This is a genomic window from Pseudomonas sp. 10C3, from assembly GCF_036346185.1.
GTDB lineage: Bacteria > Pseudomonadota > Gammaproteobacteria > Pseudomonadales > Pseudomonadaceae > Aquipseudomonas.
Window position 1 is genome coordinate 1 of the sequence record NZ_JASJVE010000040.1, and the last position, 15,259, is coordinate 15,259.

General features: G+C 57.7%; 11 protein-coding genes and 1 pseudogene. 3 read left to right on the top strand and 9 right to left on the bottom strand.

The window, feature by feature from the left end:
* From QN399_RS25000 to QN399_RS25010, 3 genes and pseudogenes are all read left to right on the top strand, one after another.
* Positions 1 to 1,430, top strand: a pseudogene (locus QN399_RS25000) (hypothetical protein); the annotation flags it as partial.
* A gap of 5 nt (positions 1,431 to 1,435) precedes the next feature.
* Entirely contained in the window at positions 1,436 to 2,494 is a 1,059-nt protein-coding gene (locus QN399_RS25005; RefSeq protein ID WP_322177833.1) for a hypothetical protein, read from the top strand.
* Positions 2,495 to 2,588: 94 nt separating this feature from the next.
* Entirely contained in the window at positions 2,589 to 3,662 is a 1,074-nt protein-coding gene (locus QN399_RS25010; protein ID WP_322177834.1) for a hypothetical protein, read from the top strand.
* Positions 3,663 to 3,716: 54 nt separating this feature from the next.
* Here the strand turns inward: QN399_RS25010 and pgi are convergent, their stop codons facing one another.
* The 9 genes from pgi to QN399_RS25055 all read right to left on the bottom strand — a co-directional run bounded on the left by pgi (position 3,717) and on the right by QN399_RS25055 (position 15,185).
* The gene (gene pgi / locus QN399_RS25015; protein WP_219063813.1) at positions 3,717 to 5,381 is read right to left on the bottom strand and encodes a glucose-6-phosphate isomerase; all 1,665 of its coding nucleotides are present in this window, start codon (positions 5,379 to 5,381) and stop codon (positions 3,717 to 3,719) included.
* A 226-nt stretch (positions 5,382 to 5,607) separates the two neighbouring features.
* The gene (panD, locus tag QN399_RS25020) at positions 5,608 to 5,988 is read right to left on the bottom strand and encodes an aspartate 1-decarboxylase (RefSeq protein ID WP_064118696.1); all 381 of its coding nucleotides are present in this window, start codon (positions 5,986 to 5,988) and stop codon (positions 5,608 to 5,610) included.
* A 2-nt stretch (positions 5,989 to 5,990) separates the two neighbouring features.
* The gene (gene panC, locus QN399_RS25025) at positions 5,991 to 6,842 is read right to left on the bottom strand and encodes a pantoate--beta-alanine ligase (RefSeq protein ID WP_322177835.1); all 852 of its coding nucleotides are present in this window, start codon (positions 6,840 to 6,842) and stop codon (positions 5,991 to 5,993) included.
* Positions 6,839 to 7,639, bottom strand: a complete 801-nt coding sequence (gene panB, locus QN399_RS25030) for a 3-methyl-2-oxobutanoate hydroxymethyltransferase (protein WP_322177836.1) — start codon at positions 7,637 to 7,639, stop codon at positions 6,839 to 6,841. The genes panC and panB overlap by 4 nt, the downstream gene beginning before the upstream one ends.
* A gap of 338 nt (positions 7,640 to 7,977) precedes the next feature.
* Positions 7,978 to 8,451, bottom strand: coding sequence for a 2-amino-4-hydroxy-6-hydroxymethyldihydropteridine diphosphokinase (gene folK / locus QN399_RS25035; RefSeq protein ID WP_330201835.1), 474 nt, complete (start codon positions 8,449 to 8,451; stop codon positions 7,978 to 7,980).
* Between the two features lie 17 nt (positions 8,452 to 8,468).
* A complete protein-coding gene (locus QN399_RS25040; protein ID WP_322177838.1) occupies positions 8,469 to 9,875 on the bottom strand; it encodes a polynucleotide adenylyltransferase PcnB in 1,407 nt (468 codons plus the stop codon).
* A 724-nt stretch (positions 9,876 to 10,599) separates the two neighbouring features.
* A complete protein-coding gene (locus tag QN399_RS25045) occupies positions 10,600 to 12,048 on the bottom strand; it encodes a sigma-54 dependent transcriptional regulator (protein ID WP_322177839.1) in 1,449 nt (482 codons plus the stop codon).
* 22 nt (positions 12,049 to 12,070) lie between these two features.
* Positions 12,071 to 15,025 (bottom strand): ATP-binding protein, encoded by a 2,955-nt coding sequence (locus QN399_RS25050; protein ID WP_322177840.1) that lies wholly within the window; start codon positions 15,023 to 15,025, stop codon positions 12,071 to 12,073.
* Entirely contained in the window at positions 15,009 to 15,185 is a 177-nt protein-coding gene (locus QN399_RS25055; protein WP_003250005.1) for a hypothetical protein, read from the bottom strand. The genes QN399_RS25050 and QN399_RS25055 overlap by 17 nt, the downstream gene beginning before the upstream one ends.
* Positions 15,186 to 15,259 lie beyond the last annotated feature (74 nt).

Consider the following 15,259-nt stretch of genomic DNA (forward strand, 5'->3'; position numbering starts at 1 on the left):
ACTATCGAGGCCCCTCCGGGTTGTCGAACGTTGGCCAGGAGCATTACCGCACCGGAGGCGACCTGCGAGCCAATACCATCGTCATCGCCATGCCCCGCGATCATCGGATGTCGCAACTGATCAGCGGCGTGAATCAACGGGTCAATGCGGCGTGGCAACTGAATATGACCGGGCAGGTCACCACCAAGGGAACGGCCATACAGGATGCGGTGACGAGTCGGAATGCATTGCAGAGCGAGTGGATGTATCGGGCGCTGAACTCGACACCGTTTGCGGCGGCGGTGGGGATGTTGGAGTTGTGGAATTTGAGGAATGAGTCGGTAGCGTGGGAAGCTTCCGAGCGAGAAAAAGGACAATTGAGGGCTATAGGGGGGGCAGTCGGAGCTGGATTAGATTTATTGATCGCCATGGAGGCACTGACCGTCAAATTGGCCAGCAGCCAATCCGTTCTAGCCGCAGCTCGCACGACGCTATTCACTATTTCCGAAACCTCAGCAGAGCGAGTTCTTGGCCCATTGAGTAAGCACTTCTTGAAGGAGTTTACGGGGCGCTTGCTCGCTCAGATCGGCGCAGGATCGATTTTTGTCGGCCTCAACCTCTACGACGCCTGGCATGCCTATCAATGGGGCGACGATGCCATGTGGGGCCATCTGCTGATGGCTGCGGGTGGTTTGACCGGCATCGCCAGCACCTTGATGGTCGGCGGCGCCACGTTCCTCGGCCTGGGTCCAATGGGCTGGATCACGTTGATAGCGATCAGCGTCGGCGCGGGCATCGCCTACTGGCTCAGCAGCAACGCGGTCGAAGACTGGCTCCGTGCTGGCCCCTTCGGTCCCGCCAGTGGCCGAATTCCCCACCTGCAAGATCCGCAACAGGCCTTCTACTATCTGGTCAGCTTGTTTGCCGATATCCGCATCAGCTCGCGCCCTAATCCGGACCACGAATTCGCCCCCAAAATCAATGACGGAAGTCCAGTGCCCTTCAGCGTGCGGGAGGCCAACACCTGCATCCTGATCGAGAGCAATCTGCCGGGGCTGCTGAGTCAGGAACTCAATACCCTGGTTGAATGCAGGCAGCAGCTAACGGAAGCGCATTACACGTTGCGCCATGAATGGAGTCACGAGCGCAATTCGCTCACCCGTGAGAAGCCTGTCGCCTATCGCTCAAGGCCCAATGGGATTGAGTTATATGTCACGTTGCCACGTAACCAGCCCGCGGAACCCTCAAAAAGCCGCCCCGCCGAGATCTATCGCTGGCTGGTCCGTGTTCAATTGTCATTTAACGATGGCAGCCGCACTTGGGTGTTCCCCGCACCACCGCCCAAGGACCCGACCCCGTTCGGTCCAGCCCACGTCAAACCAATTTTTGAAAAAGGCGAACAACTGTTCTGGGCTGATGAAATCACCCATAAAGCGGTGAGCGACGAATGACTACCATGAGCTCGTCTTACTACGCGGCCACCGCCTACCGCTCCGACCATATTCCCAAACAACCGCTTTCGGCAGAGCGCTCGTGGATCCGACGCTTTGCCAAGATGCGGTTACCGTGGGGCATGACGCAGGAGGTTGCCCCTGACAATTTTATGACCGGAAGAAAACCAGCCACCCTTCGTCGTCAAGAGTTTTTGTTAAAAGATAGGGAAGAACAACTCGCGCTAGGTACTTACGTTCCAGCTCCCTATGAGCACGTGGACTTTCATGATCGCGAAGATCATGAACGGTTCAGATTTTCCTTGTGGTCAAAGCGTTCTCAATTTTGGATTTATTTACACCTCTTCGGGAAATGGGGATTTATTATCATATCTCCCGTATATCTAATCACCGTACTAGCTGGTGCCACAAAATCAAGGCTGCCTTATTTAGAAGCTCTACTTTCGTTAATCGAAGCATCAGCCCATGTATTTCTACTGCCTCAACTTGTTGGCTGGGCTCTTGCCTCGTTAGTCATCCGCTACTTCCCCCACCTCTGGGTCAAACCCTCTCGAGGTCCGATCTGGGAGATCAACCGTCGCACCGGCCTTGTCACGCTGTTTGATTACGATAATAACGGTGAATACAAAAAGAACGGCACCATCGGTGAACTGACCGCGCCGTTTTACGAGTTCGACGCCTATATCGCCACGACCCCGGACCGTCAGGGCTTGCCGATGAATGTGCTGTACATCGCCCACCGCTATCGTGACATCGTCATCAACTTCGGCGCGCTGGTTCCGCCGGGCGCTGGCGAGTTGTGCTGTGCCCTGTGGGATTTCCTGCAGAACTACATGGACACCAGCCGCCCGCTGCCCGATTTGCCGCGCTACGAAGAATTCCGCCACCTCGACCCCGTCACCGCGCAATACGACCGCGAAGTCGGTCGCAATCCACGGTTGTGGATCGATATGGATGACGAAACGTTTGACGGGGCTCTCTACCACATGCGTGGCCAGATCGATCAGATCGACACCTTCCGCCGTCCTAATCTGATGGCGCGGTATGCGGAGTATGTCGATTGAGCTCCAGTGAGGTGACCTACGCCAAGCCGAACTTCGAGAAAGTCGAACAGCTGTTCTGGGCCGATGAAACCGCCCATAAAGCGCAGAGCGGCGAATGACGGCCATGAACTCATCTTATTACGCGCCTACAGCCTACCGCTCTGATCAGATTCCCAGCCAACCGCCTTCGGCAGAGCGTTCGTGGATCCGACGTTTTGCCAAGGTGCGTCTGCCGTGGGGGATGACGCAGGAGGTTGCACCGGATGATTTTTTGAGAGAAGCGGCACCAAAAAATCTGCGTCGTGTAGAGAAAGGTCAACAGGAAAAGAAAGAGCAGTTGGCCTTAGGTACTTATGTGCCAGCACCCTATGAACATGTGGATTTTCATGATAGGGAGGATCAAGAGCGCTTTAGATTTTCGTTGTGGTCGAAACGATCAAGGTTTTGGATTTATTTACATTTGTTTGGGAAGTGGTTCTTCCTGATTGGTCTGATTCCAAGTGTTTTTACGCTTTTCGTAGCTATAGCTAAGCTTGATGGAACATGGATCGAAATAACAGTAGACAGCTTTAACAGTTTCTTTATTTGGTTTTCAGGCATTCCAATAGCGTGCTGGGCACTCGCCTCATTAGTCATCCGCTACTTCCCCCACCTCTGGGTCAAACCCTCCCGAGGCCCCATCTGGGAGATCAACCGTCGCACCGGCCTTGTCACCCTGTTCGATTACGACAACAAAGGCGAATACAAAAAGAACGGCACCATCGGTGAGCTGACCGCGCCGTTTTACGAGTTCGACGCCTATATCGCCACGACCCCGGACCGTCAGGGCTTGCCGATGAATGTGCTGTACATCGCCCATCGCTATCGGGACATCGTCATCAACTTCGGCGCGCTGGTTCCACCGGGTGCTGGCGAGTTGTGCTGTGCCATGTGGGACTTCCTGCAGAACTACATGGACACCAGCCGCCCGTTGCCCGACTTGCCACGCTACGAAGAATTCCGCCACCTCGACCCCGTCACCGCGCAATACGACCGCGAAGTCGGCCGTAATCCACGGTTGTGGATCGACATGGACGACGAAACGTTTGAAGGGGCGCTCTACCACATACGTGGCCAGATCGATCAGATCGACACCTTCCGCCGCCCGAACTTGATGGCGCGTTATGTGGAGTATGGGCAGGGGCATTAAAAAACCCGCCGCCTCTTGCGAGGGGGCGGGTTTTGAGGTGTTGCGAAGGGTGGATCAGCCGCGGTGACGACCACGGAAGTAATTGATCAAGCCTTGGGTCGACGCGTCGTCTGCCGGCTCTTCAATGCTACCGGTCAGGCGGTTGTAGACGCCTTTGCCCAGTTCCTTACCCAGTTCCACGCCCCATTGGTCGAAGGCGTTGACGCCCCAGATGACGCTCTGGACGAAGACCTTGTGCTCGTACATTGCCACCAGCGCGCCAAGACGGCGTGGGCTGATACGCTCTACGACCAGGGTGTTGCTCGGGCGGTTGCCCGGAATCACTTTGTGCGGTGCGAGTTTCTGGATTTCTTCTTCGGCCATGCCTTTGTCACGCAGTTCGGCTTCGGCTTCGGCGCGGGTCTTGCCGAGCATCAGCGCCTGGCTTTGCGACAGGCAGTTGGCGTATAGCCATTGGTGGTGGTCGGCCACCGGGTTGAAGCTGACGATCGGCACGATGAAGTCAGCTGGAATCAGCTGTGTGCCTTGGTGCAGCAACTGGTGATAGGCGTGCTGGCCGTTGCAACCGACGCCGCCCCAGATGACCGGGCCGGTGTCGGTGGACACCGGTGAGCCGTCCTGGCGTACGCTCTTGCCGTTGGACTCCATGTCCAGTTGCTGCAAGTGCTTGGTGATGTTGCGCAGGTAGTGGTCGTACGGCAGGATCGCGTGGCTTTGCGCACCCCAGAAGTTGCCATACCAGACCCCGAGCAGGGCCAGCAGCACGGGCATGTTCTGTTCGAACGGTGCGCTCTGGAAGTGCTGATCCATGGTGTAGGCGCCGGACAGCAGCTCTTTGAAGTTGGACATGCCGATGGCCAGCGCAATCGGCAGGCCGATAGCCGACCATAGCGAATAACGACCGCCAACCCAATCCCACATCGGGAAGATGTTTTCTTCGCGGATCCCGAAGGCCACCGCCGCAGCGTTGTTGCTGGAAACGGCGATGAAGTGACGGTACAGCTCCGCTTCGGAACCGCCTTGCGCCAAGTACCAGGCACGTGCGGCCTGGGCGTTCTTCAGGGTTTCCAGAGTGTTGAATGACTTCGACGAGACGATGAACAGGGTGGTCTCTGCGCGAATCTTGAGCGACAGTTCATGGAACTCACTGCCATCGATATTTGCCAGATAGTGGCAACGCACACCTTTCTGTGCGTAAGACAGCAGTGCTTCGGACACCAGTTCCGGGCCGAGGAAGGAGCCGCCGATGCCGATGTTGACTACGTCGGTGATGGGCTTTTCGGTGTAACCGCGCCATAAACCGTCATGAATGCGTCCGACCAGCTCGGTGATCTGGTTGAGCACTTTATGCACTTCAGGCATCACGTTGACGCCGTTTACCGACAGCTTGTCGCCTACCGGGCGGCGTAGCGCAGTGTGCAGGGCCGGGCGGCCTTCGGATGCGTTGACCAGTTCGCCGGAGAATAACGCCTTGATCGCGTCCTGCAAGCCTGCTTCGTTAGCAAGGCCCACCAACAGGTCGCGGGTTTCGTGGGTGATCAGGTTTTTTGAATAGTCGAGAAACAGCCCGCAACTGCTGAGGGTGAATTGAGTAAAACGTTGCGGGTCGGCATTGAACGCCTCGCGCATGCTGAAATCCTGCATGGCTTCGCGGTGTTGATTCAGCGCCTGCCAGGCGGGCAGGGTAGTCGCGTCAATAGGAGTGCGGTAGTACGCCATCGCTGAGGGTTTCCTTGTACTTGAACTGCCTTTTCGGGCGCTAAAAAAGCCCGGACGGTGGATGTGAAGACGTCGATGCTCCGTCAGTGAGCGTAGACGGGTCACTGAACTCTAACGCGAGTTGCCTGGCCTGTCTGCGCGCTGCGTTGCCTTCGCTCGGTACTATTTCACACGTCAACGGCCGGGCTTTCCAGTGGATCGTCATTTTTACGTGTTCAGGGATAACTCAGGCAACCTGCACGGGTATGGCATTGCTGGTGTGGCTAAGTTCATTACCTGCGGCCATGTACAGCATGCGCGGTTTGAAATTGAGCAGTTCTGCTTCGCTGTAATGAGCATAGGCGCAGATGATCACACGGTCACCGACCTTCGCCTTATGGGCTGCGGCACCGTTCACGGAAATCATCCGTGACCCTTCTTCGCCACGAATGGCGTAGGTGGTGAAGCGCTCGCCATTGTCGACGTTGTAAATCTGGATTTGCTCGTATTCGCGAATCCCTGACAGGTCCAGCCATTCGCCGTCGATGGCGCAAGAGCCTTCGTAGTCGAGTACGGCGTGAGTGACCTCGGCACGGTGTAGCTTGGCCTTGAGCATGATTGCGTGCATTTTTATTCCTTGGTCAGGTGCAGATTGTCGATCAAGCGTGTTGGACCCATATATGCAGCTGCCAGAATCACCAGGTCGTGATCTTCCGCTGTGGTAGGGCGCAGGGTGGTTGCGTTGCGGATTTCCAGATAATCGAGGCGAAACCCGGCGGCCTTGAGTTGATCCACGCCGTTGGCGAGCAGGAAGTTCAAATCGCGCTCGCCGATGTGGATAGCCTCGGCGATATGTTTTATCACGCGATACAGCGCTGGCGCTGCAGCACGCTGCTCTTCGCTGAGATAGCCATTGCGCGACGACAGCGCCAGGCCATCGGCCGCACGTACGGTCGGTTCGCCGATGATCTGGATCGGCATGTTCAGGTCACGAACCAGCGCGCGAATCACTGCCAGTTGCTGGAAGTCCTTCTGGCCGAAGACCGCCAGATCGGGCTGAACCATGTTGAACAGCTTGCTGACCACCGTGGCCACGCCGTCGAAATGGCCAGGACGACTGGCGCCGCACAGCCCTTCAGACAAGTGCGGAACACTGACCAGGGTTTGGTCTTCCATGCCATGCGGGTACATTTCTTCGACCGACGGTGCGAACAGCAGATGGCAGCCGGCCTGCAGCAGCGTCTCCTGATCGGCGGGCAGTGTTCTCGGGTAGGTCGCAAGGTCTTCGGTCGGGCCGAACTGCAGCGGGTTGACGAAGATGCTCGCCACCACGAAATCGGCACGTTGGGCCGCCTTGACGATTAATGCAGCGTGACCGCTGTGCAGGTTACCCATGGTTGGGACCAAGCCGATCCGCTTGCCTTCGCTACGTGCTCGAGCGATGGCGGCACGCAATTCACGTACGGTTTTTACTGTGTTCATGCTGAGAATCCGTGTTCAGTTGCCGGGAAGCTCACATCTTTGACTGCTGCGACATACGCCTGTAACGCCGACTGGATATCGGGCTGGCCGGTCATGAAGTTTCTCACGAACTTGGGCACACGGCCGGTGATGGATAGGCCAAGCATGTCATGCAATACCAGTACCTGGCCGTCAGTCCCGCTGCCTGCGCCGATCCCGATCACCGGGACTTTTACGGCGTGGGTGATTTCCTGGGCCAGTTCGCTGGGTACGCATTCGAGCAGGATCATGGATACCCCGGCTTGCTCCAGTGCGATGGCGTCAGCGCGCATCTGGCGAGCTTGAGCTTCCAGGCGACCTTGAACCTTATAGCCCCCAAGGATGTTCACCGATTGCGGGGTCAGGCCCATGTGCGCGCAGACCGGGATACCGCGTTCGGCCAGCAACCGAATCGATTCGGCCAGCCACGCGGCGCCTTCGACCTTGATCATGTGCGCACCGGCTTGCATCAACTGCGCGCTGTTGGCGAAGGTCTGCTCAAGGGTGGCATAGGCCATGAAAGGAAGGTCGGCGAGAATCAGTGCCCCCTGATTGCCGCGTTTGACGCTGGCAACGTGGTAGGCCATCTCTGCGTTGGTGACGGGCAGGGTGCTGTCATGGCCCTGCAACACCATGCCCAGAGAGTCGCCGACCAGGAGAACTTCGACGCCTGCCTGGCTGGCTGCGTGAGCAAAGGTCGCGTCATAGCAGGTCAGCATGGTGATTTTTTCACCTTTCTGCTTGAGGCCTTGCAGGGTCGTCAGGGATATTTCTGGCATGAAAAAGTCCTCGTTCAGGCGCTGTGAAAACTACTGCGAGCAACGCGTGAGATCATCTGAAAAAACAGGCGCACCGTCTTTGGCGGTGTTTATCCATGGCCTGATTTGCGCCCTTGTGCCCGGTAGGGGACAGCGGGACGCCTATCTTCGTGAGGAGGGGGCGTGAAGTCAATTACGGGTGTTACCGTTTTGTGTGCCTGTTACCGCTCACTGGGCGTTAGGTGTTACGGCGCGCGCCTCCGATCATGCATTCCTGGGCAGATAAACCGGGTTGCTGACTTCGCGAAAAAATTCCCACAGAGCCGGGATCTCCGCAGCTCTGCTGTCGGGCCCAGGCGCTAGAGGCGCTCAAGCCCAACGAATGGGCAGTCTGCCAGTAACTGATCAAGGGAACGGCCGTCAGCCAAGAGTAACTGAGGCGCAAGCTCGGCCAAGGGATATAGGACGAAGGGCCGGGCGTGCAGGTGATAGTGCGGCACTTTTAAGCGCGGCTCATCAATCAGGCGTTCGCCGAATAGCAGGATATCCAGGTCCAGCGTGCGCGGGCCCCAGCGTTCGTGGCGTTCGCGGCCTTGATCGAGCTCAATGGCCTGCAATGCGTCGAGCAAGGCCAAGGGCTCAAGTTCGCTGTCCAGCACGGCGACCGCATTGGTAAAACGCGGTTGGCCGGGCAACAACGAATCGCTGGCATAAAAGGAAGACACGCCCACCAGCCTGGATTGGGCCACGTGCGCCAAGGCTTTGAGAGCGTTGCGCAGTTGCTCGGCCGGGTCAGCCAGATTGCTGCCCAAGCCTATATAGACACGCTCCATGATCAATCGCCCCTCTATCAGTCGCCTGAAGTGGTCGGTGCGTCGGCGCCATTGCGCTTGCGTTTGCTGCCGCTGCTGCGACGGCGTTTGCGCGGGGCTGCACCAGTGGCATCGGGCTTGCTGCCCAAGTCACGAATCATGTTGCGTCGATCGCTGTCGTTGCCTTCCTGATAATCAGTCCACCAGTCGCCAAGACCATCGGTTTCTTCGCCAGCGGTTTCGCGCAGCAACAAGAAGTCGTAGCCCGCCCGGAAACGCGGGTTATCAAGCAACAGATCGGCACGTTTGCCGGTACGACGGGGCAGACGCTCCTGCATGTCCCAGATCTCGCGGATCGGCAGGGTGAAGCGCTTTGGAATGGCGATGCGCTGGCACTGTTCGGTGATCAGCTCGTGGGCGGCTTCCTGCATGGCCGGAATCGGCGGCATGCCGCGTTCCTGCAGGCGAATCACTTTGGCCGGCAGGGCAGGCCAGAGCAGTGCGGCGAACAGGAAAGCGGGGGTAACCGGTTTGTTCTGCGAAATACGCAGGTCGGTATTGCCCAGTGCTTCGCTGATCAGCGTGTGGGTGTACGTCGGGTTCAATTCCAGAGACTTGGCGCTGGCCGGGAACAATGGCTCGAACAGCTCGAGGTCAACCAGCATTTCGAAGGTGGACTCGGCGTAGCCGGACAGGAACAGCTTCAACACTTCTTCGAACAGGCGCGCTGAAGGGATGTCCCGCAGCATGGGCGCTAATTGCCGAATCGGCGTGGCGCTGTGTTTTTCAATGCCGAAATCCAGCTTGGCGGCGAAACGCACGGCCCGCAGCATCCGCACCGGATCTTCTTTGTACCGCTGCTGTGGATCGCCAATCAGGCGGATCAAGCGATTGCGGATGTCGTGCACGCCGTTGGCGTAGTCGAGGACACGCTCGCTGACCGGATCGTAATACAGCGCGTTGATCGTGAAGTCGCGACGCTGGGCGTCTTCTTCAAGGGTGCCGTAAACGTTGTCGCGCAGGATGCGTCCGCTTTCATTGCGGGAAGACTGGTTGCTGTCCTCTTCTTCATCATCTTGCGGATGGTTGGCGCGAAACGTCGCGACCTCAATGATTTCACGACCGAAATGGACGTGAACCAGTTTGAAGCGACGGCCAATGACGCGTGCGTTACGGAATTCTGCGCGTACTTGCTCCGGCGTGGCGCTAGTGGCGACGTCGAAATCCTTGGGCGTTATATGCAGCATTAGGTCGCGCACACAGCCGCCGACCAGATAGGCCTGATAGCCGGCGTTCTGCAAGCGCTCGACAATACTGACGGCGTAACGACTGAACTGGCCGCGTTGCAGCGAGTGTTGGCTGCTGGTGAGCACTTCAGGCGTGCTGCGAATATGTTGCGGTCGACGCACGGGGGAACGGAATGACTGGAATAGCTTCTTCAGCATGGGATGCACTGTTTGAAGGGATATTCGGCCAAAAAACAAGAATGACCGCATGATGGGCGGGGATTCTAGCATTTAGTCGGGGGATGGTGTAGGAAGCTGCGCGCAGGGGGCTGTATCAGGCGCTCGAGCGTTAGACCATGAGGGTTTTTCTGCAGAAGCTACTGGGGGAGCCGAAGCTCCCCCAAAGTGTTTGCGCTTTATTTTTATTATCGAGTCGGGCTTTTTGTTTTTATTGAGTGCCCAATCCACAAGCTTTTCGCCTGTGAAACCTCCCAGTCGGGAGTCAAGAGCAAACGGATTGCTTTGGTCGCTGCGTTGCAATGATCGTTCGATCCAACCAGTTCAGGCTCTACCTTAGGGTAGCTTTTTATTATTCTCGGCCTGGTTGCGGGGCAAGCCCCAAATACAACTCCTCTCCAAAAGAATCAGTTAGCTGCGCCTCCGCCGTGTTGTTTTTATTGTGCGTGAGTCGATTCGTCTTATTTTTATTGTCTTTTGCATTGCTTGTTATTGTTCTTGTACAAGACATATAGCAGGACCTGTGCCAACTTTTTAAATCCCTTTAAAATCGGGGGCTGGAGGGGTTTTGCGGTTTTTGGCAGGCATAAAAAAGCCGGGTCTTCGTTACCATAAGACCCGGCTTTTGTTACGTGTACTAAGGAGGGTAACAGTTTGCTCTAGGGCGGGAACACCGCGTGCCAGAGCCTCGCAGCCCCTGATGACCTCAGCTTTCGCTGGCGATACCGGTTTTGCGACGCGGGATACCCAGGCGCTGACGTCGCTCCCACAGACACTTACGGCTGACCCCGAGTTTGCGGGCCAATTCGGTTTCAGTCATGTGGTCCTGATGCTCGAGAACGAAGTGCTGGAAGTAGTCTTCCAGGGACAGGTCTTCGGTTGGCTCGTGGCTCGTGGAACCGGACGAGCTTTGCTGTGGGGCCAGGCCCATGAAATCGTCATCATCCAGGTCGCTCAGCTCGATATCGATGCCCAGCAGTTCGGCAGAGATTTCAGGGCTCTCGCACAGAATCACGGCGCGCTCGACTGCGTTTTCCAACTCGCGAACGTTACCGGGCCACGTGTAATGACGGATGGCCTGCTCGGCATCCGGGGCGAACTTAAGGTCGGTACGACCGACTTTCGCGCTTTGCCGGGCCAGGAAAGCGTGGGCGATGTCATTGACGTCGGCACCCCGTTCGCGCAGGGCTGGTAGTTTCAGGGCGATAACGTGCAGACGGTAATACAGGTCTTCACGGAACTGGCCGACTTTGGCCAGGCTCTTGAGGTCACGGTGGGTGGCAGCAATCAAGCGCACATCGACTTTTTGCGATTGCACCGAGCCAACGCGACGGATTTCGCCTTCCTGGAGTACGCGCAACAGCCGCGCCTGAGCCTCCAGCGGCAACTCGCCGATCTCATCGAGAAACAGGGTGCCGCCGTCAGCCGCTTCGACCAGACCTGCCCGGCTGGCGCTGGCACCGGTGAACGCCCCTTTTTCGTGGCCGAACAACTCGGACTCGATCAATGATTCCGGGATTGCGGCACAGTTCACCGAAATCATCGGTGCCTTGGCGCGTTTGGACAGGTTGTGCAGGGCTCTGGCCACCAACTCTTTACCGGTGCCGGACTCGCCCTGGATCAGCACGTTGGAGTCGGTTGGCGCGACTTTGCGGATTTTGATGTAAAGGTCCTGCATCAGTTGGCACGAGCCAATAATGCCGATTTCGCCGTTACTGTTGTCGACCGCACCTTTATCGGTGCCGCCAGCGCCAGCAGGCTTGGACGCGGCTGCGCTACGTTCAGCCTGGAGGCTTTGGATGCTTTGCCTGTCACGCAAAATACGCGCGACGGCCTGGAGCATTTCGTCGTGATCGAAGGGTTTGGCGATGTAGTCCACCGCGCCCATTTTCATCGAATCCACGGCAGAGCGCAGGCTGGCATAGCTGGTCATGATCAGGACAGGTTTACCCTGGCCCAGCTTGATCAATTCGGTGCCGGGTGCGCCAGGCAGACGCAGATCGCTGACGATGAGGTCAAACGAGGGGATGCTGAAACGTTCCTGGGCTTCCTGCACCGAACCCGCTTCGCTGACCTGGTACTGGTTGCGTTCCAGCAGGCGACGCAGGGCCGAGCGGATAATTGTTTCGTCTTCGACGATCAGAATGTGCGGCATTGATTCGATACTCTCGACGGTCTCAGTTCACAGCGGACGTCGCTTCGACATGACGCGGTAATGTCACCCGAATACGGGTACCGCGTTGGTGCTCGGGGTCGGCCGGGCTGTCGATGGTGATTTGTCCATAATGCTCTTCCACGATGGAATAGACCAGTGCGAGGCCCAGTCCGGTACCTTCTCCTGGATCCTTGGTCGTGAAGAATGGTTCGAATAATCGGTCCATGATCGCTTTTGGAATGCCACTGCCTTCATCTTCTACGATCAGATCGACCGTGTGTTCCGATGCCTCGCTTTTAACCCGCACCGCGCAGCCCGAAGGCGACGCGTCACGGGCGTTGGTGAGCAGGTTGATCAACACTTGCGCCAGTCGCTGTGGGTCGCCATCGACCCAGTGTTCGGGGTTGCACAGGTTGAAGAATTGAACTTCGTAGTTACGCCGGTTCAGCGCCAGCAGACCGATGGCATCTTGCGCCACTTCGGCCAGGCAAACCGGTTCGTCGGAATGTTGATGACCGCCGGCATGGGCGAAGCTCATCAGCGACTGGACGATGCGCGAAACACGTTTGGTCTGCTCAAGGATCTGGCTGCTGATTTCGCTCAGTTCGCTGTCGTCCTCGCGCTCTTCGCGCAGGTTCTGGGCCAGGCAGGCGATGCCGGTGATCGGGTTGCCTATTTCGTGGGCGACACCCGCCGCCAGACGACCGATGCTGGCCAGGCGTTCGGAGTGCACCAGTTTGTCTTCGAGCATCTGGGTGTCGGTCAAGTCTTCGACCAGCAATACCAGGCCGCTGTTGCCGGGGGCAAGCGGTTCATCAATGGCCGCTTTGTGCAGGTTCAGCCAGCGGGTTTGACCGTCGAGCCCCAAGCGTTGTTTGTGCAAGTGTTCGTCGGGCAGGTCAATAAAGCCTTGCAGCAATGCTTTCCATGGATCGGCGATGGTTTCCAGTCGCGAACCCACTACGCGCTGCGCAGCGATGCCGGTCAATTCCTCCATGGCCTTGTTCCACATCAGGATCTCTTGATCCTTGGCCAGGGAGCACACGCCCATTGGCAGTTCTTGCAGGGTCTGGCGGTGATAGCGGCGCAAGGCATCGAGTTCGGCGGCAAGGCCAGTCAGCCGGGAGTGGTAGTCCTCGAGGCGGCTCTCGATAAAGTGGATGTCTTCGGTGACGTAGTTTTCGCTGCCGGACTTATACGGCAGGAAGGTTTCGACCATGTCCTGAGCGACGCTGGGGCCCATCAGCCCGGACAGGTTGGCTTCGATCCGGTCGCGCAAGCGGCGCAGAGCATAAGGTCGACGTTCATCGAAGGGCAGATAGAGGTCGCGCAGTGCCTGTTCGACTTCTTTTTGGGCGGCCTTGGCGCCGAGGGGTTTGGCTAACTGGGTGGCGAATTCCTGGGGTGAGGCAGCGTGCAGCTCGCGGCGTTGTGGGCGTCGGACGTTGTCGACGGCGCACGCCTCGGCGGCGCTGGCTTCTTCCGGGCTGGCATCACTGAACAGCGAAATCAGGGTGAATATCAGAACGTTGGCCGCCAGCGAAGCGATGGCTGCCATGTGCCAACTGGTGTCGTCGAGCACGTAAATCATGTTCAGCAGAGGAATGTAGAAACCCTGAAAGTTGCCGATCAACGGCAACAGCATGGTCACCATCCACACGATGATCCCGGCCAGCAACCCGGCGATAAAGCCCCGACGGTTGGCAGTCGGCCAATACAGGACCGACAGCACACCCGGTAAAAACTGCAGAGTGGCGACGAAGGCCACAATGCCCAGATTTGCCAAGTCCTGCTGCGCGCCAATCAACAGGTAAAACCCGTAGCCGGCCATGATGATCGCGACGATCAGTGCGCGGCGGGTCCACTTCAGCCAGCGGTAGATATTGCCTTCGGCAGGTGGCTGATACAGCGGCAACACCAGGTGGTTGAGCGCCATCCCGGACAGGGCCAGGGTGGTGACGATGATCAGTCCGCTTGCTGCCGATAACCCGCCGACATACGCCAGTAGCGCCAGGGCTTTGTTGTTGGCGGCAATGCCGATGCCCAGAGTGAAGTATTCAGGGCTGGTGGTGGCGCCGAGTTTAAGGCCGGCCCAGAGAATCAGCGGCACGGCCAGGCTCATCAACAACAGAAACAGCGGCAAGCCCCAACTGGCGCTGACCAGCGAACGCGGATTGAGGTTTTCGGTGAAGGTCATGTGGTACATGTGCGGCATGACAATCGCTGAGGCAAAGAATACCAGCAGCAGGGTGCGCCAAGGGCCTTCCTGCAACGGGGTATGCAGGGCGGCGAGCGCAGCCTGGTTTTGCAGCAGCCACTGCTCCAGTTGTTGCGGGCCGTCGAACACTCCGTACAAGGCGTACAGGCCAATACCGCCGACCGCGATCAACTTGATCACCGATTCGAAGGCGATGGCGAACACCAGGCCCTCATGCTTTTCCCGAGTCGCGATGTGCCGCGAACCAAAGAAAATAGTGAACAGGGTGATCAGTGCGCAGAACGCCAGTGCAACGCGGTTCTGCACTGGCTCACGGGTCAGGATGCTGATGGAGTCGGCCACGGCCTGGATCTGTAAGGCCAGTAACGGCAGCACGCCAATCAACATGAAAATGGTGGTCAGCGCGCCGGCCCAGGTGCTGCGAAAGCGGAAGGCGAACAAGTCGGCCAGTGATGATAGCTGGTATGTGCGGGTGATCTTGAGGATCGGGTAGAGCAACACCGGCGCCAACAGAAAGGCCCCGGACACACCCAGGTAGCTGGAAAGGAAGCCGTAACCGTACTGATACGCCAGACCAACGGTGCCATAAAAAGCCCAGGCGCTGGCATACACCCCGAGAGACAAGGTGTAGGTCAGCGGGTGACGAATGATCCAGCGCGGAATCAGGCCGCGCTCACTGACCCAGGCGACGCCGAACAGCACCAGCAAATAGGTGGCACTGATCAGGATCATCTGGGTCAGGCTAAAGCTCATCGGCATCACGTTGACTCTGCAGGATAAAGGTCACGACGATCAGAATCAGCCAGAGTAAATACGGGCGATACCACGCGCCTGTCGGCTCAATCCACCAGTCCATGATGGCTGGGGAAAATAGGTATATTCCCACCACCAGGAGCAGGACCAATCGATAGATATACATGCTGGTCCCTCACTAAAAAGGTGCGGCGATGGTACTGGATGGTGGCCAAGCTGCAAGTGGCGTTTTAATAACGG

What these genes read in the sequence shown, in the direction of transcription:
- QN399_RS25005 (WP_322177833.1), top strand. Translation starts at nt 1,436, where the DNA reads ATGAGCTCGTCTTACTACGCGGCCACCGCCTACCGCTCCGACCATATT.
- QN399_RS25010 (WP_322177834.1), top strand. Translation starts at nt 2,589, where the DNA reads ATGACGGCCATGAACTCATCTTATTACGCGCCTACAGCCTACCGCTCT.
- pgi (WP_219063813.1), bottom strand. Translation starts at nt 5,381, where the DNA reads ATGGCGTACTACCGCACTCCTATTGACGCGACTACCCTGCCCGCCTGG.
- panD (WP_064118696.1), bottom strand. Translation starts at nt 5,988, where the DNA reads ATGCACGCAATCATGCTCAAGGCCAAGCTACACCGTGCCGAGGTCACT.
- panC (WP_322177835.1), bottom strand. Translation starts at nt 6,842, where the DNA reads ATGAACACAGTAAAAACCGTACGTGAATTGCGTGCCGCCATCGCTCGA.
- panB (WP_322177836.1), bottom strand. Translation starts at nt 7,639, where the DNA reads ATGCCAGAAATATCCCTGACGACCCTGCAAGGCCTCAAGCAGAAAGGT.
- folK (WP_330201835.1), bottom strand. Translation starts at nt 8,451, where the DNA reads ATGGAGCGTGTCTATATAGGCTTGGGCAGCAATCTGGCTGACCCGGCC.
- QN399_RS25040 (WP_322177838.1), bottom strand. Translation starts at nt 9,875, where the DNA reads ATGCTGAAGAAGCTATTCCAGTCATTCCGTTCCCCCGTGCGTCGACCG.
- QN399_RS25045 (WP_322177839.1), bottom strand. Translation starts at nt 12,048, where the DNA reads ATGCCGCACATTCTGATCGTCGAAGACGAAACAATTATCCGCTCGGCC.
- QN399_RS25050 (WP_322177840.1), bottom strand. Translation starts at nt 15,025, where the DNA reads ATGCCGATGAGCTTTAGCCTGACCCAGATGATCCTGATCAGTGCCACC.
- QN399_RS25055 (WP_003250005.1), bottom strand. Translation starts at nt 15,185, where the DNA reads ATGTATATCTATCGATTGGTCCTGCTCCTGGTGGTGGGAATATACCTA.